The 16,770-nt window shown below is 66.0% G+C and carries 17 protein-coding genes; 7 read left to right on the plus strand and 10 right to left on the minus strand.

Annotated features, from left to right (window positions below):
• Positions 1-67: 67 nt before the first annotated feature.
• Genes C2862_RS07830 through C2862_RS07840 form a run of 3 tightly spaced genes read right to left on the minus strand, consistent with a single transcriptional unit; the run spans position 68 to position 1,396 of the window.
• On the minus strand, positions 68-583 hold the full coding sequence (locus C2862_RS07830) for a hypothetical protein (RefSeq protein ID WP_136219557.1): 516 nt from the start codon (positions 581-583) through the stop codon (positions 68-70).
• Positions 584-626: 43 nt separating this feature from the next.
• Positions 627-863: a helix-turn-helix transcriptional regulator gene (locus tag C2862_RS07835; protein WP_136219558.1), complete on the minus strand. Its 237-nt coding sequence runs from the start codon at positions 861-863 to the stop codon at positions 627-629.
• On the minus strand, positions 863-1,396 hold the full coding sequence (locus tag C2862_RS07840; protein WP_168710023.1) for a DUF2975 domain-containing protein: 534 nt from the start codon (positions 1,394-1,396) through the stop codon (positions 863-865). Before C2862_RS07840 ends, C2862_RS07835 begins: the two co-directional genes overlap by 1 nt.
• A gap of 151 nt (positions 1,397-1,547) precedes the next feature.
• Between C2862_RS07840 and C2862_RS07845 the strand changes: the two genes are divergently transcribed.
• From C2862_RS07845 to C2862_RS07875, 7 genes are all read left to right on the plus strand, one after another.
• A complete protein-coding gene (locus C2862_RS07845) occupies positions 1,548-2,300 on the plus strand; it encodes an alpha/beta hydrolase (protein ID WP_168710024.1) in 753 nt (250 codons plus the stop codon).
• A 171-nt stretch (positions 2,301-2,471) separates the two neighbouring features.
• Positions 2,472-3,353 carry a BadF/BadG/BcrA/BcrD ATPase family protein gene (locus C2862_RS07850; RefSeq protein ID WP_136219561.1) on the plus strand — a complete coding sequence of 294 codons (882 nt, stop codon included), beginning with the start codon at positions 2,472-2,474 and terminating at the stop codon, positions 3,351-3,353.
• The gene (gene nagA, locus C2862_RS07855; RefSeq protein WP_136219562.1) at positions 3,350-4,435 is read left to right on the plus strand and encodes an N-acetylglucosamine-6-phosphate deacetylase; all 1,086 of its coding nucleotides are present in this window, start codon (positions 3,350-3,352) and stop codon (positions 4,433-4,435) included. Before C2862_RS07850 ends, nagA begins: the two co-directional genes overlap by 4 nt.
• Positions 4,432-5,466, plus strand: coding sequence for an SIS domain-containing protein (locus C2862_RS07860; RefSeq protein WP_229467341.1), 1,035 nt, complete (start codon positions 4,432-4,434; stop codon positions 5,464-5,466). Before nagA ends, C2862_RS07860 begins: the two co-directional genes overlap by 4 nt.
• Positions 5,467-5,478: 12 nt before the next feature.
• Positions 5,479-7,038, plus strand: a complete 1,560-nt coding sequence (locus C2862_RS07865; RefSeq protein WP_136219563.1) for a glycoside hydrolase family 3 protein — start codon at positions 5,479-5,481, stop codon at positions 7,036-7,038.
• Between the two features lie 188 nt (positions 7,039-7,226).
• On the plus strand, positions 7,227-8,564 hold the full coding sequence (locus C2862_RS07870) for a tetratricopeptide repeat protein (RefSeq protein WP_136219564.1): 1,338 nt from the start codon (positions 7,227-7,229) through the stop codon (positions 8,562-8,564).
• A gap of 133 nt (positions 8,565-8,697) precedes the next feature.
• Positions 8,698-9,768 carry a flavodoxin family protein gene (locus tag C2862_RS07875; protein WP_136219565.1) on the plus strand — a complete coding sequence of 357 codons (1,071 nt, stop codon included), beginning with the start codon at positions 8,698-8,700 and terminating at the stop codon, positions 9,766-9,768.
• Positions 9,769-9,860: 92 nt separating this feature from the next.
• Here C2862_RS07875 and C2862_RS07880 read toward each other — a convergent pair whose 3' ends face one another.
• The 7 genes from C2862_RS07880 to rplS form a co-directional block, all read right to left on the minus strand.
• On the minus strand, positions 9,861-10,661 hold the full coding sequence (locus C2862_RS07880) for an SDR family oxidoreductase (protein ID WP_136219566.1): 801 nt from the start codon (positions 10,659-10,661) through the stop codon (positions 9,861-9,863).
• 79 nt (positions 10,662-10,740) lie between these two features.
• Positions 10,741-13,482, minus strand: coding sequence for a pitrilysin family protein (locus C2862_RS07885; protein ID WP_136219567.1), 2,742 nt, complete (start codon positions 13,480-13,482; stop codon positions 10,741-10,743).
• Positions 13,483-13,593: 111 nt separating this feature from the next.
• Positions 13,594-14,043 (minus strand): CBS domain-containing protein, encoded by a 450-nt coding sequence (locus C2862_RS07890; protein ID WP_136219568.1) that lies wholly within the window; start codon positions 14,041-14,043, stop codon positions 13,594-13,596.
• Positions 14,044-14,129: 86 nt separating this feature from the next.
• Positions 14,130-14,474 carry a DUF3579 domain-containing protein gene (locus C2862_RS07895; RefSeq protein WP_136219569.1) on the minus strand — a complete coding sequence of 115 codons (345 nt, stop codon included), beginning with the start codon at positions 14,472-14,474 and terminating at the stop codon, positions 14,130-14,132.
• Positions 14,475-14,588: 114 nt separating this feature from the next.
• On the minus strand, positions 14,589-15,548 hold the full coding sequence (locus tag C2862_RS07900; RefSeq protein ID WP_136219570.1) for a CobD/CbiB family protein: 960 nt from the start codon (positions 15,546-15,548) through the stop codon (positions 14,589-14,591).
• A 90-nt stretch (positions 15,549-15,638) separates the two neighbouring features.
• On the minus strand, positions 15,639-16,316 hold the full coding sequence (locus tag C2862_RS07905; protein WP_136219571.1) for a CoA pyrophosphatase: 678 nt from the start codon (positions 16,314-16,316) through the stop codon (positions 15,639-15,641).
• A 62-nt stretch (positions 16,317-16,378) separates the two neighbouring features.
• Positions 16,379-16,765, minus strand: a complete 387-nt coding sequence (rplS, locus tag C2862_RS07910; protein ID WP_136219572.1) for a 50S ribosomal protein L19 — start codon at positions 16,763-16,765, stop codon at positions 16,379-16,381.
• Positions 16,766-16,770 lie beyond the last annotated feature (5 nt).

Consider the following 16,770-nt stretch of genomic DNA (forward strand, 5'->3'; position numbering starts at 1 on the left):
GATGCTCGATCTGCTCCTTACGGCACGACGCAGCATCACCGATGGTAGCGATTGTTCTTGCGGATCTTCATTGAATCCGCCCTTGCATGTCCTCGCGCTTCGCCGCCAGCCGCCAGCGCAACAGCCCCGACGCGCCCATCAGGTAGTAACCCGCAACCACGCCCAGGATTCCCATCGTCAGCGGGCTGCTGCCGAACGCAGGCAACTGCTGCGGGCCCAGGGTCGCCATCTCGAACAGGCGGTACAGCACGCGCACGATGAAGATCGTGGCGACGAGCATGCCGATCGGCGCATACGGCGTGTAGAAGTAATCGGCACCCACGCGTTCGAAGCGCACGCGGCGCAGGGCCGCGAAGCCGAGCGCGGCGCCGGCCGCCGTCCCGCCGAGCAGCGTCGCCAGCGACATCGGCTGCTTGACCAACATGACGATCAGCGCCAGCAGCAGCGTGGGAAGGAAGCTCACGCCGAACCAGTGGCGCCACATTCGCGATTTCTGGCGCACCGTCAGGCGCTGCACCCGCTTGTAGACGCGCCAGGCGATCAGGGGCGTGGCGGCGAGCATGATGATCTGTGTCTGGGTCATGGACGGAGTATCACTTATTTTTTCCAATTTGGAAACAAAAGGGCTAGTCCATATCCGGACCGTCGTCGTGCGGACTGCCGGGAACATAACGGATGATGTCGCCGGGCTGGCATTCCAGCCGCTCGCAGATCTTCTCCAACGTCGAAAAACGCACCCCCTTCACCTTCCCCGACTTGAGCAGGCTGAGGTTCTGTTCGGTGATGCCCACGTACTGCGCCAGCTCCTTCGATTTCAGCTTGCGCTGGGCCAGCAGGACATCGAGCTCGATCACGATCGCCATTACACGAAGCCCTCGTTGTCTTCGGCAAGCCGGCGCGCCTCGTGCATCATCGAGGCGACCACGAAGAACAGGGCGCAGATCAGCACCAGCATCAGTTCTTCCGAGGAGACGCCGACGTTCACCGCCCGGGGCGGGCCGCCGGCGACCAGGCGCCAGACGACAACACGCAAGGCTGGCTCGAGCACGGTCAGCGTCAAGGCGCCCAGCAGCGAGGCGGCGAAGGCCTTCATGTGGCTGACTGTCTCCAGCGCGAACATCCGCCCGCCGGCGCAGGCCCGCAGCATGCGGTCCAGGCGGAGAAAAGCATAGCCGAGCAGCAGCAAGGCAGGCAACGCGCACAAGGCGCCGCTCCAGCGCAGGCCGGGCGCGAGGCTTGTGACGGCGCCCTCGCCCATACCGCGTGGGCTAAAGGTGACGGCGACTGGCCCGAGCTGCGTGGCCTCGGGCAGGATCCAGGACAGGATGAAATATAGCAGCTGCAGCAGCGCCAGCACACCCGCGATGGCCCGCACGACGCGGACGTGACGCGTCATTGACTGATCGTTATTCATTGTTTTATTATCGTTTTACGATAAGTTTTTATTCAATGACAATCATTATATAACAGGAGGCAAGATGCGAATCCGGTTGCTGGCGGCATGCATGGCAGTGAGTGTGGGACTGGCAGGTTGCACGCAGATCAGCGTGAGCGAGCGGCATTTCATCCGGCCCGACGCGCCGGGCACCGTCGTCAAACAGCGTTACACCAATGCGGCCGCAAGCGAACTCAGCGTCGCCGGCAAGGATGGCGCGCAGCTGAACGGCATCCTGCTCGAACAGCCGGGTGCGCGCAGCACCGTGCTCTACTTCGGCGGCAACAGTTTCCACCTCGACCAGCACGCGCAACATGCCCTGCCGCTGCTGGCCGCCTGCGGCAGCAACGTCGCCATGTTCGATTACCGTGGCTACGGGCGCAGCAGCGGTAAACCATCCATCGACACCATGCAGGCCGACGCCCTCGCCTTGTTCGATGCGCTGAACGCGCGCTTCCCGGGCCGCGTGATCGTGCACGGCCAGTCGCTGGGGAGCTTCATGGCCGCCCACGTCGCCCAGGCGCGGCCGGTACTGGGGACGGTGCTGGAATCGACCGCCACCAGTGTCGAAGACTTTGTCCATGCAAACGTGCCCTGGTATGCGGCGCCCTTCATCCGCATCGACATGGCGGACTCCCTGCGCCAGGTCGATAACCGCAAGGCCGCAGCGCATTTCTCCTCGGCGGCACTGGTGATCGCGGCCGGACGGGACAAGACGACGCCGCCGCGCCTCGGCAGGAAGGTATTCGAGGCCATCCCACGCCAGGACAAGCAGTACCTGCTGCTGGAGCAGGCGGGCCACAACGACGCCCTGCGCACCGAAGGCGCGATCGCGGCTTACTGCGGCTTCGTGCGGCGTTTATAGACCTGCTCAAGCATACCAGTTTGCATACCAGCGCGGAGGCCGCCTTTTCATAGGAGAACAGACACAAGGCGGCTCCCCGCGCACGCCTGCATCTAATACCACTTAAATACCTGTTGACAAGCTCAACCCGTCTCCCTATAGTGCCCCGACCTCCCCGGCATTTATATTCCCATGATCGAATACCTCATCGGCGTCGATGGCGGCGGCACCGGCACCCGCGTGCGCCTGGCCCATCCCAATGGCGAAGAACTGGCGCAAGCCAGCGCCGGTCCTTCCGGCCTGTCCCACGGCATCGCCAATGCCTGGACCACCATCCTGGCCGCCATCGGCGAAGCCTGCGCCGTGGCCGACATCGGCTCCCCTCCCCTGTCCTCGATGGCGATCGGCCTCGGCCTCGCCGGCGTGCACAACAAGGACTGGGCCGCGCAATTCGTCGCCGCCGATCCGGGCTTTGCCGCCCTCGTGCTCGATACCGACGGCTTCAGCACCCTGATGGGCGCTCACGGCGGCGCGCCGGGTGCGATCGTGGCGATCGGCACCGGCAGCGTCGGCGAAGCGATGCTGCGTGACGGCACCAAGGTCGAAGTCGGCGGCTGGGGCTTCCCCGCCGGCGACGAGGCGAGCGGCGCCTGGATGGGCCTGCGCGCGCTGAACCATATCGAGCAGGTGCTCGACGGCCGCGTCGAAGGCGGCGCCTTTGCGCGCGAAGTGATCGAAGCCTGCGGCGGCAACCGCGACGCGGTGCAGATCTGGCTCGGCCGCGCCAACCAGACGGCCTACGCCAGCCTGGCGCGCTTCGTCGTGCAGCACGGCGCCAGCGACCGGACAGCGCGCGCCATCCTCGAACACGCGGGCCGCGAAGTGGCCAGCATCGCCGACGCCCTCGATCCTTCCCACACGCTGCCGCTGGCCCTGTGTGGCGGCCTGGGCGAAGTGCTGCTCGACTGGCTGCCGTCCGCAACGCGCGCACGCTGCCTGCCGCCCCAGGGCGATTCGGCGCGCGGCGCCCTTTACATGATCGAAGGCCATTTGAAGAAGAAGGAAGTCCGATGAAAGGCAACATCCTCACGCCCGAAGGCTGGGTCCACGGCGAACTGCGCTTCAAGGGCCGCATCGAGGCCATCGACGGCACGGCCGCCAATCCGGACGCCAATGGCGACGATTACATCCTGCCCGGCTTCATCGACGTGCACGTGCATGGCGGCGCCGGACGCGACATGATGGAAGGCGGCGACGCGCCGCACGTGATCGCCGCCCTGCATGCCAGGCACGGCACCACCAGCCTGCTGGCCACGACCATGACCGCGCCGCCGGAAGACATCGAACGCGCCTTGAACGCCATTGGCGCGGCCTGCAAGGAACGCGGCAAGGGCGAAGCGCGCATCCTCGGCGTGCACCTTGAAGGCCCGTATATCAACGCGGCCAAGCTGGGCGCCCAGCCGCCCTTCGCGAAAGAGGCCACGCTGGCCGAGATCGAAGCCTACGAGGCGCTGGCGCCGATGCGCGTGATCACGGTCGCGCCCGAGATCCACGGCCACATCGAATTGGTGCGCCTGCTCGCCGACCAGGGCGTGCGCGTCCAGATCGGCCACACCAGCGGCTCCTACGAGGACGGCGTCAACGCGCTCGAACACGGCGCCGCCGGCTTTACGCACCTGTTCAATGCGATGCCGGGCCTGCACCACCGCGAACCGGGCATGGTCGGCGCGGCGCTGGCGCATGCGCAGTACGCCGAGATCATTCCCGACCTGCTGCACGTGCATCCGGGCGCGATCAAGGTCGCGCTGCGCTCGATCCCGCATCTCTTTTGCGTGACCGATTCGACCGCCGCCGCCGGCATGCCCGATGGCGAATACATGCTGGGACGGCAGGTGGTCCACAAATGCATGGGCGGCGTGCGCCTGGCCGACGGCACGCTGGCCGGTTCGACCTTGACGATGGACGGCGCGCTGCGCAACCTGGTCAAGATCGGGCTGTCGCTGCGGGAAGCCTCGCGCCGCGTCTCGACCAACGCCGCCGACTACCTCGGCGAAAGCGAGCGCGGACGCCTCGCCCCCGGCTGCCACGCCGACTTCGTCGTGCTCGACCGCGACCTGAACATCAAAGCCGTTTATATCGAAGGAGAAGCCGTATGACCGCATCTGCCACCTCGCTGATGCTGCAGGAGGCCATGTCGGCCGGCGATTGCGTCGCCCTGCAACTGTCCCAGGACGCCGAACGCTACGCCGAACTCGGACGCACGCTGCGCGCCACGAACTTCCACAGCGCCGTCACCGTCGCGCGCGGCAGCTCGGACCACGCCTCGAGCTACGTCGCCTACCTGATCATGTCGCGCCTGGGCCGCCTGGTCACCTCGCTGCCGATGTCGCTCATCACCCTGTATAAATCGCCGCTCGTCACGCGCGACACGCTGGCGATCTCGATCTCGCAATCGGGCCAGAGCCCGGACGTGGTCGAGCCGATCCGCTACTTCCGCGACGGCGGCGCCACCACCGTGGCGCTGGTGAACGACGACACCTCGCCGCTGGCGCAAAGCGCCGCCTGGACCATGCCCCTGCACGCCGGCAAGGAGCAGAGCGTGGCCGCGACCAAGAGTTTTATCACGAGCCTGGTCGCCGGTGCGCGCCTGGTCGCCGAATGGCAGGACGACGCCGAACTGCGCGCGGGTCTCGCCGCCCTGCCCGGCGACCTGCGCGCAGCAAGCCAGGTGGACTGGTCGGCTGCGATCGAGGTGCTGGCGCCGGCCCGCAACATCATGGTGGTCGGACGCGGCATCAGCTTCCCCATCGCGCTGGAAGCGGCCCTGAAATTCAAGGAGACCTCGGCCCTGCAAGCCGAGGCCTTCTCCGGCGCCGAGATCAAGCACGGCCCGATGGCGCTGATCGAAGACGGCTACCCGCTCCTGATCTTCGCCACGCGCGGACCGGCGCAGGCCGGCCTGGTAGCGCTGGCAAGCGAGATGCGCGGGCGCGGTGCGCGCGTGCTGCTGGCCGCGCCGGAAGACGTGCCTGAGCGCGACCTGACGCTGCCGGTGGCCGCCACGCCGGACCTCGATCCGATCGTCGCGATCCAGGCCTTCTACGTGATGGCCGCGCAGCTGTCGAAGGCGCGCGGGCTTGATCCGGACCGCCCGCGCCACCTCAGCAAAGTCACCAAGACCAACTAAGCGAATGAAGCCATGGACGACCTGAAAAAAATCGCCGGACAGCTGATCATGGTGCGCCTGTTCGGCACCGAGCTCGATGACGAGACGGCTGCCTTCCTGGCGGCGAACAAGGTGCGCGGCGCCTGCCTGTTCCGCCAGAACATGGTCGACGCCGCCCAGCTGACGCGCTTTACCGGCGCCCTGCGCGCCGTGATGGGTCTTGACGCACTGATCGCGCTCGACCAGGAAGGCGGCGCCGTGGTGCGTTCGACCTGGGTACCGGCGCCGCCGTCGGCGATGGCGCTGGGCGCAGCCAACGATCCGGATCTCGCGCGCGAAGTCGGCGCGGCCGTGGCGCGCGCCGTGCGTTCGCTCGGCTTCAACTGGAATTTCGCGCCGGTGCTGGACCTGAACAACAACCCGCACAACCCCGTGATCGCCGAGCGTTCCTTCGGCGCCGATCCGGAAACGGCCACGCGCATCGCCCTGGCCTGGATGGAAGGCAGCGAATCGGAGGGCGTGGCCTGCTGCGTCAAGCACTTCCCCGGCCATGGCGACACCCACGTCGACTCGCACCGCGCGCTGCCGACCGTGGACAAGCCGCTGGCGGAACTGGAACGCTTCGAATTCGCGCCGTTCCGGATGGCGGCTCCCTTCGCTCCCGCGATGATGACCGCCCACATCGTCTACCCGGCGCTGGACGCCGAGTATCCGGCCACGATGTCGCGTCCCATCCTGACCGGCATCCTGCGCGAGAGCTGGAACTACCAGGGCGTGATCATCACCGACGGCATGGACATGCACGCCATCGCCCACCGCTACGGCGCCGGCCAGGCCGCGGTGCGCGCGCTGGTCGCGGGTGCCGACATGGTGATGGCGATCGGCTCGCGCGAGACGCAAATCGAGACCATCGACGCCATCGCCGCTGCGATCGCCTCGGGCGAACTGCCGATGCACGAGGTCGAGGCACGCCTCGCGCGTTTGAGCAGGCTGGCGGCCACACATCCGGCCGGCGCCACGGGCAAGCCTGCCGCCGCCGTCACGGCGTCCAGCGCACCGGCGGTGCTGGGCAGCGACGCGCCGGGCGCCGATGAGGCGCCGATCTACAGCACCGATCTTGAGGACCGCGCCCTGATGGCGCGCGCCTGGCAGCGCGGCCTGAGCAGCCGCGGCGCGGTACGGCGTCCGTCGCCGGGAGCGCGCGTGCGCCTCGTCGCGCGCCAGGACGTGGTCAGCGACGGCGTCTCGGAAGCGGGCGTACCGGCGGCCGGCATCGCCGCCTCGCTGGCCCAACTGTATGAGGTCGAGCTGGTGACCTTCGCCGACGCCGACACCTTCGACTGGAGCGCCCTGCCCCAGGACGGCCGCTTCACCATCCTGGCCTCGACCTCGCGCCGCCGCTACGGTGCGCAGGTGCGCGCGACCTGGCGTCCCGACCTGCACCTGGCGCTGTGGAATCCCTACCAGGCGCTCGACATCGATGCCCCGGCCCTGATGACCTATGGCTTCGCGGCGCCGGCGCTGGCGGCCGTGAATGCCTGGCTGGCCGGCGAGATCGAGGCCGCGGGCCACTGCCCCGTACCCGGTTTTTGAGGTACGACGCGTTTCCCTGGCAAAACAGGGTAACGCAATGTAACGGCGGCCCCATCCGCTTCCCGCCTGCGGCACAATTGCGCCGCAGGGTCCCCCGGGTTTATGGGACAATGCGCGTTTGCTCAAGCTTGGCAAAACGCCATCTTGCCGCGGATTTTGTACCGCTCATCTTTTTAGAAGGATCATTCATGTCCCATTTCCGCCTCGCTCGCCTGTGCCTGCTGCTGGCCGCCGTCGGCCTGAACACCGCGCCTGCCCTGATGACGAGCGCCCACGCCCAGAAGAAGGCCGAAGCGCCCGCGGCTGCGCCGGCGAACACCGTGCGCCCTGAACTCTACAAGCTGCTCGACCCGGCGCAGATCCAGCCGCTGGTCACGTCCAAGAACGCGGCCGAGCTGCAGAACCGCATCGCCCAGGCCGATGCGATGCCGAACAAGACCCCGTACGAGAACTACGTCCTGAACCGCATCAAGATGGTGCACGCTTCGATCAGCGGCAACGACGCCGGTATCGCCCAGTACGCCGATGAAGTCGTCAAGTCGGGCTTCGAACCGAAGGAATCGTCGGCACAGCTGGTGCTGGCCATCGCCGACGTCCAGTACAAGGCCAAGAACTACCCTGCCGCCATCGAGCAGATCAAGCGCTACGAATCGCTGGGCGGCAACATGACCCAGGCCCGTCCGCTGATGGCCCGCTCGATGTACCTGAGCAAGGACTACGCCGGCGCCAAGACCCAGCTGCAGCAGCTGATCAGCGAAGCCGAAGCGGCCGGCAAGGCACCGTCGCAGGAAGACCTGAAGCTGATGCTGAGCTCGGCCTACGAATCGAAGGACAACGCCACCTATGACGCCACGGTCCAGAAGATGGTGGCCCATTACCCGAGCGACGAGATGTGGGGCGAGGTCATCCGCACCGCGGTGATCCGCAAGCCGGGCTTCGACCAGAACAACTACCTGCCGGTGCTGCGCCTGGAATTCGCCGCGATGAAGACCCTGCGCGAGGAAGACTACGTCGACCTGGCCGAAAGCGCCCTGCGCGACGGCTTCCCGACCGAAGCCAAGAACGCGCTGGACGCCGGCTACGCCGCGGGCGTGCTGGGCAAGGGCGCGAACGCCAAGGCCCACAACGCGCTGCGCGCCAAGGCCGACAAGGGCGCGGCCGACGACGCCAAGAACATCGCCAGCGGCGAAGCCTCGGCTGCCAAGTCGAAGAACGGCGCCGGCCTGGTCAACCTGGGCTGGGCTTACTCGACCATGGGCCAGCACGACAAGGGCATCGGTTTCATCCAGCAAGGTATCGCCAAGGGCGGCCTGAAGCAGCCTGACGAAGCCAAGCTGCGCCTGGGCGCGGCCCAGGCCAAGGCCGGCCGCAAGGACGAAGCGATCAAGACCTTCGAGAGCGTGAAGGCCGGCGGCGGCCTGTCGGACGTGGCCCGTGTCTGGGTCATGACGCTCAAGCAGCCGGCAGGATCGGCCGCTCCGGCCACCGCGTCGCAGACCACGGTCGCACCGGCACCAACGAAGTAATCTGCCCTGACGGGTTCGAAGCGGGCGGACGCCACTGGCGCCGCCCGCTTTTTTATTGGCGCGACCGTTCGTCAGCGTACATCGCCGCAGCCGGCGTTTGCCGATAATCGAGCCTTCTTGACAGGAGGCTGCAATGACTGACGTTCGCACAGGCCAGGCGCCTTCGCGGCTCGAGCGCGATGAGTTCCGGCGCAAATTCTTCGATGGTTTTTTCGATCCCGCCTTTGACGCGGTGTCGTCGGAACTGGCGAAGGTCGAGGAAGTCGCCTGGCACACCTACGCCGACAAGCACAAGGCGCCCCGTACGGTAAAGGCCGGCGTCGGCTTCGCCGATCCCGACTACGACCTCTCGATCGAATGGAAGGCGACGCGCGACCGCCTGCTGGCCGCCGAGATCCACCAGAAGAAAGCCGATACACCGAGCCGCATCCTGCTCATCAACGGTTCGGCGCGCAACGACGGCAGCTGTCCGGGGGAGATGTCGAAGACCTGGCGCCTGACGAAAATCGCACGCGACACGCTGGCCGAATGCGGCATCGAGGCCGACCTGCTCGACCTGTCGCGCCTGACCTCGGACTACGACCGCCACATCCACCCCTGCAAGGCCTGCGTCGCCACCGCCATGCCGCTCTGCCACTGGCCCTGCAGCTGCTACCCGAACCACGCCGAGCGCCAGACCGGCGACTGGATGAACGAGATCTACGAACGCTGGGTCGCCGCGCACGGCGTCATCATCCTGACCCCGGTCTACTGGTACCAGACTCCCTCCGTGCTGAAACTGATGATCGACCGCCTGGTCTGCGCCGACGGCGGCAATCCCGACCCGAGTTCGACCCAGGGCAAGGACGCGCACAAGGCCAAGGAAATGGAACTGGCGGGCTGGGACTATCCGAAGCACCTGGCCGGGCGCGCCTTCGGCCTGGTGGTGCATGGCGACGTGGCCGGCATCGAAGGCACGCGCCGTTCGCTGACGGACTGGCTGAACTGGATGGGGCTGGTCGATTCGGGCAGCTTCGGCACCCTCGACCGCTTCATCGGCTATTACGAATCGTATGCCGAGAGCCACCAGGCGCTCGACCGCGACCTGGATGTGCAGGAAGAAGTGCGCAACGTGGCGCGCGCGGTGGCGCTGACGGTGCAGGATTTACGGGCTGGGCGCGTGGTGCCGCCCGCGATGAAGCTGGAGGCGCCGCGGCCCAAGTAGGTCGGTACCGCGTGGGCACGGGGCGCCCACCCTACGTACCGGAGACGCCGCGTCTAAAGTAGGGTGGGCGCCCCGTGCCCACCATTGCCTGATCAGATCGCAGTGAAGCCGCCGTCCACCGACAGCTCGTGGCCGGTCACGAACGAGGCCTGCTCGGAACACAGCCACAGCGCCGCGTCGGCGATTTCGGACGGCTCGGCGAAGCGGCCCATCGGATGCGCGGCGCGCAGCTTCTTTTCCATTGCCGGCTCGCGCTGCAGGGCGCGCGCCAGCATCGGCGTACGGACCGCTCCCGGACACAGCGCATTCACGCGGATGCCTTCTTTCGCATGCTCGAGCGCGGCACTCTTGGTGAGGCCGCTCAGCGCGTGCTTGCTGGCGGCGTAGGCGCCCTGCCCCGGCGCGCCGACCTGGCCGAAGCTCGACGACAGGTTGACGATCGCACCGCCGCCCTGCTTGCTCATCTGGCGCAGCTGGTATTTCATCGACAGCCAGACGCCCTTGACGTTGACGTCCATGATGCGGTCGTACACGGCTTCGTCGAGGTCGGCCAGGCGTGCGCTTTCCTCGTGCAGGGCGGCGCAATTCACGGCGCAGTCGAGGCGGCCGTAGTGGTGTACCGTCTTGTCGACCAGCGTCGCGACTTCCTGCTCGCGCGTGACGTTCGCCGCCACGAACAGCGCCTTGCCGCCGTTCTCGACGATCATGGCTGCCGTCGAATGGCCGCCGTCGATGGCAAGGTCGGCGACGACCACGCAGGCGCCCGCGCGCCCGAAGGCCAGCGCCACCGCGCGGCCGATGCCGCCCGCCGCGCCCGTTACCAGTACGACCTTGCCGGCAAAGGAAATGGCGGCCTGCGCCGCTTCCCGTCCCTGCTCTTTCTTGCCCTTCATGAAACTGCTCCTGCCGCTAAATGATGCTGAAAGGCAACATTTTACCGGTTTCGCACAGATTCACCAAGAGGGTGCACCCTCACGGCGCGGGCTTCATCTTGGACTGGTCCCCCGCCATCACCACCGACAATTTCGACGGATCGATCGCCTTGCGGAAAGCGGCATTCAGCTGGGGCAGCGTGACCGCCATCAGCTTGGCTTCGAACTGGCGCGACCACTCGTAGGTGCGGTCGCGGTAGAGGTAGGCCGTCCAGCCGGCGGCGACGGCGCCATCGTCCGAGCGGGTCTGCTGGCGCTGCTGCATCAGGCCGGACTTGGCGCCGGCCAGCTCGGCGGCGGTGAAGCCGTCCTTGACCGCACGCGCCAGCTCGGCGCGGATCGCCGCGTCCAGGCGCTGCAGGTTCTGCGGCGCGGCGATGGCGCTGATGCCGAAGGCCCCAGCCCGGTCGAGGTCGCCGGCGTCCAGCTGCGAGCCGCCGCCGTAGGACAGGCCGTCCTTTTGGCGGATGCGGTCCATCAGGCGCGAGCGCAGGCCGCCCTCGCCAAAGATGTAGTTGGCCAGCGTCAGGGCCGGATAGTCGGGGTCGTCGATGTTCAGGTCGAGGTTCAGGCGCGCCGTGTAGACGCCGTTTTCCTTGTCCGGGGTGTCGAGCGTCGTCCTCAATGGTTCGATGTCGGCATGGCGGCGCAGCACCGGCGCCACGTTGGCCTGAGGCTTCCAGGCGCCGAACAATTCGTCCACCAGCGGCGCGACCGCCTGGGCATCGAAGTCGCCCACGATCGCCATCTCGGCCGGCACGCTGCCGTAGAATTCGCGGTGGTAGGTGCGCAGGTCTTCCAGGCGCGCCGCGTTCAGTTCGGCCAGGTCTTCGTCGATGCTGTTCGCGTGGCGCACGTCGCCCTGCGGATACAGGTCGAAATGGCGCGCCAGCGCACGTCCCGCCACCGCCTGCGGCTCGGCGCGGCTGGCTTCGAGAGCGACCAGCGACTGGCGCCGCAGCTGCTCGAATTCGGCGGCCGGGAAGGCGGGTTCCTTGAGCACGTGCGCGACCAGGCGCAAGGCTTCGGGTAAGTGTTCGCGCGTGGTCTGGAAATGGGTCAGGCCGCCGGCAATCTTGAGGCGGTCGAATTCGTCGGCCAGCTGTTCGCGCGTATAGCGGCTGGTACCGCGCATCAGCATGGCGGCCGTCAGCTCGGGCACGGCGCCCTTGCCGAACAGGTTCTTCTCGTCGCCCATGTGCTGGCGCAGGTCGACGGTGACCGCTTCGCCGCGGTTCTTCTTCGGCAGCAGCGCCAGCTTGACGCCGCCCTTGGTCACCAATTGGGTCCGTTTCAGGATATTGTCCTGGGTCGGCTCGAAGTCTTCCGAGACGAGGGTCGAATTCTGCGGCTTGAAGTCCTTCAGGATGCTCTCGACGCTGGGCGCCGGCGGAATCACGGCGCGCTGCGGTGCGTCCTCGGGGATGAAAATGCCGGTAACGCGGTTGTCGCGCTTGAAGTAGCGCTTCGCCACGCCTGCCACCTCCTCGGCCGTGATGGTCTTGATGCGCTCGCGGCCTGTGAAGAACAGGCGCCAGTCGCCCAGCGCGATGGTCTCCGACAGCGCCACGCCGACCCGCTGCGGATCGTTCAGGCTGCGCTCCATCTGGTTCTCGTACATGCGGCGGATGCGCGCCATTTCCTCTTTCGTCGGCGGCGTGTTGCCGAAGTTCTCGACCGCGTCAAGGAGTGCGGCGCGTACCGGCTCGATCGCTTCGCCCTTCTTCACCACCGCGCCGACGTATTGCATGCCCGGCGCGTAGCCGGTCTCGCCGAAGCTGAACACCTGGCTCGCCTTGCCCGTCTCCACCAGGCCCTTGTGGAGGCGCCCGGTCGGCACGTCGCCGAGGATGGCGGAGGCAAAGGCCATCACGTCGCTGTCGTCGTGCAGGCTGGAAGGCACTTTGTAGCCGAGCATGACGATCTGCACGTCGCCCTGGCGCCGCACGGCGAAGCTGCGTTCGCCGTCCTGGGTCGGTTCGACGGTCCAGAAGGCGGGCAGCGTGCGCTTCGGTTTCGGGATCACGCCGAACAGGCGGCTGATCTTCGCGAGCGTCGCATCCGGATCGAACTTGCCGGCCACCAGCAGCACCGCATTGTCGGGCTGGTAATAGGTGCGGTAGAAGGCCTGCAGGTTGGCGATGCGGACGTTCTCGATGTCGCTGCGGTTGCCGATGGTCGAGCGTCCGTAGCTGTGCCAGTCGTAGGCGATGCTCTGCATGCGCTTGACCAGCACGCCGGAGGGTGAGTTCTCGCCGCTCTCGAACTCGTTGCGCACGACCGTCATCTCGGAGTCGAGGTCCTTCTGCGCGATGAAGGAGCCGGTCATGCGATCCGCTTCCATCTGCAGCGCCCAGTCCAGGTTCGCCTGCGAGGCCTGGAACACCTCGTAGTAATTCGTGCGGTCGAGCGAAGTGGTGCCATTGAAGTCCATGCCGCGGTCGGCGAACTGGCGCGTGATGTCCGGGTTCTTCTTCGCGCCCTTGAACATCAGGTGTTCCAGCAGGTGGGCCATGCCGGTCTCGCCGTAGTTCTCGTGGCGCGAGCCGACGAGATAGGTGACGTTGACGGTGACGGTGGGGCGCGAACTGTCCGGGAACAGCAGTACCTTCAGGCCGTTGGCAAGCCTGTATTCGGTGATGCCCTCGACCGAGGCGCCGAGGGTGACGCCCTTCGGCAGCGGCTTGTTCGGTGCCGCGAGGACGGTGCCGGCGGCGAGGAAGGCGAAAGCGCCCGCGATCAGGTGCGCGGGCAAGCCGCGGCGGTACATCGTCGAATTCATGTCATCCCGTCAGGTTCGTGCGCCGCTCTGCCGCGGCGCGCCAACGGGGATGGTAACAGATGGCCGATGTCGACGATGCCGTCGCGCACCAGTCTGGTGCGTGAGCCCGGTTCAATGGCGGGCGCGGCGCTCCATGGCCTGCTGGCTACCGCTGATGCGCGACAAATCTCCCATTTCCTCGGCCAGGAATTCGAGCAGGTCGTCGGCGCTGACGATGCCGGCCAGGCCGCCGTGGCGGTTCACCACCGGCACCCGGCGGATGCCGCGCACGCGCATGTGTTCAATGGTCTGGTAGACGTCGTCCTCTTCGCGGCAGGTCAGCAGGTCGTCGCTCATGATGTCGCCGACCTGCAGGCTGGCCGGGTCGAGCCCGAGAGCGACGACCGAGACGACGATGTCGCGGTCGGTGAGAATGCCGACCGGAATGGCGGTGTCGTCGCTGCCGTCGACGACGACCAGGTCGCCCACGTGGTTCTTGCGCATCAGGAATGCGGCGCCCTGCACGGTTTCGTCGCGGCTGCAGCTGATGGTCTGGACGGTGCAGATATCGCTGATGTTCATGGTGGCCTCCCCTGGCGCTGTCTTGCCCTTTACGCTAGTGCAGGAGAGTGAGGCGCGTTTGATCTGGCTCAAACGCTTGAGGGAAATTACTTCTTGTCGCCTGGCAGCTCAACAAAACACGCATCGACCACTTGCAGGTCGTTGTCCTTGGCGAAGTTGACCACGAAGTGATAGGCCAGCGGTTCGGCCTTCTTCAGCTTGTTGTTGACGACCACGGCCTTGACGCCGTTGACCACGGTCGGGTGGACGTAGGGCGAGAACTGCAGGTGGGCATGGCGGCCGCCGCTGCCTTCGGGGCGGAAGCAGGACATGACGCCGCAGAGGCGCTCGGCCCAGTCGCTGGGGCGGAACTGCTTGCCATTGCTGGTGAGGCCCAGGATGAAGAATTCGCCGACGGCGCCTTCGTTCCCGGTATGCGGTAAGTCGGCCATAGTGCTGCTTTGAATGCTGCGTGGAGGAGACGACCAGTATTATATCTTATAGAAGACTTGGGCACGAGGCTTGTCTCGACAAGTTTCACGACAAGCCACCGAACTCCTCGTAACTCAGCCTAACCAGACCATACTGGACAACAACAGGAGCAGAATCATCCATAGTATCAGGGCGCGCCAGACAAGTCCCACGGTGCTCTGGAGTGCGCGCAGGCTCGGCTCTTCGCCGGGCAGGACGTCGGTGTCGGCGTCGCTCATGTCGACCATCGCGGCGTCCGCCGGCAGCAACTGCGGCGCATTCTCGTTAGGGGTGCCGAGGCGCACGCCCATGGCGCCGCCGCCGGCGGCCAGGATGATGCCGCGCGATTCGTCGGCCCAGCGGTTGGCGAAGTTGCGCCAGGCGTAGATCGCGTCCTCGAAATTGCCGACCACGGCAAAGGCGACGGCCGTCAGGCGCACAGGAATCCAGTCGATCCAGTAAAAGGCCTTGGCGGCGAACTGGCCGAAGGCTTCGTTGCGCATGTGCTCGGGTTCGTTCCAGGCACGCGCCAGGTATTCGGAGACGCGGTACAGCACCGCGCAGGCGGGGCCGGCCGGCATCAGGAACCAGAAGAAGACGCCGAACACGCTGCGGTGGGTGGTGATGAGGGACTTCTCGACGGCGATGCGGGCAATTTCCGTCGTGTCCATGCCGACCGTGTCGATGCGCGCCCATTCGGCCAGCAGTGCGCGCGCCGTGGCTTCGTCGCCGCTGTTCAGGGCCAGCTGGATGTTGGTGAAGTAGTGGCTGTAATGGCGAAAGCCCAGGGTCAGGTAGACGATGAGCACGTTCCAGGCAAAGGCCAGGAACACCAGGCCGAAATACATCAGGACCCAATAGATGGCCGCAACCGGCACGACCAGCACCGCCATCATCAGGAACCAGCCCATGCGGCCGTTTTTCGCTTCGCCGGCATTGAACGAGGCTTCGATACGCATGGCCAGGCCCTTGATGCCGGCATAGACCTGGTTATCTGCGCGCAGGGGTTTCAGTTGCTCGATGATGAGCGCGCACAGAATGGAAAAAAATGTCATGCAAGTCCTTCTTTTGTTATGGCAATACCACGCTGCCCGCTACGATAGCGCAGGTGCACGCCATAATCAAATCGGCACTTGTAAGAATTTTTATGCGCGCAGGAAATGGAACAGATTACGTAACATTCCGGCCGTGGCGCCCCAAATGAAGAAACGTTCATAGGGCATGGCGTAGAACTGGCGCCGCCCCTTCCCTTCGGGCAGATCGAAGGACATGCGTTGGTGATTCAGGCCGTTCATCAGGAAGGCCAGCGGCACCTCGAAGATTTCCGCGACCTCGCCCGGGTCGGCCGCCAGCTCGAAAGGCGGCTTGACCAGCGCGACGACGGGCGCGACGCGGTAGGCGCTGCCGGTTACATAATCCGGCAGCACGCCGACGATCGAAATATGGCGGCGATGCAGGCCGATCTCTTCTTCCGATTCGCGCAGCGCGGTCTCGATCGGCGAGGAGTCGAGTTCTTCGGCACGTCCGCCGGGAAAGGCGATCTGGCCGGCATGGCTGGTCAGGTGATCGGTACGCTGGGTCAGCAGCACGCTCAGGCCCTCGGGCCGCTCGACCACCGGTATCAGCACGGCGGCGCGGCGCAGCTTGAAGCCGGGCGTCATCCAGGACTCGTCCGGCGTTTCCGGTTCCCAGCGCGGCTGCGCCCGGGCGAAGCGCGCACGCAGGTGTTCGGCCGTCAATAATGCGGGATCGATGGCGGGTTCGCCGGCGATGGCGTCGACCGGCAGGCGGGAGGGATCGAAATGAACCTTAACCAAAAGCATTATCTCCAACAGATAAAGAAAAAGGCATCCCGGGGGATGCCTTTTTCATTCCACAATCGCAATTACTGAGCGGCGGTGGTGTTTGCAACTTTACGCTGCGGCAGCTTTTCTTTGATACGTGCCGATTTGCCCGAACGCTCACGCAGATAGTACAGCTTGGCGCGACGGACATCACCGCGGCGTTTCACTTCGATCGAAGCGATCAGCGGCGAGTACAGCTGGAACGTACGCTCGACACCTTCACCCGACGAGATCTTGCGAACGATGAAGTTCGAGTTCAGGCCGCGGTTACGACGCGAGATGACGACGCCTTCGTATGCCTGGGCGCGCTTGCGGTTGCCTTCGACGACGTTGACGTTGACGACCACGGTGTCGCCTGGTGCGAAATCAGGAATGGCGCGGCCGAGGCGCGCGATTTCTTCCTGCTCGAGTTGCTGAATCAGGTTCATTTCTT

Source organism: Massilia sp. Mn16-1_5, assembly GCF_004798585.1.
GTDB lineage: Bacteria > Pseudomonadota > Gammaproteobacteria > Burkholderiales > Burkholderiaceae_D > Telluria.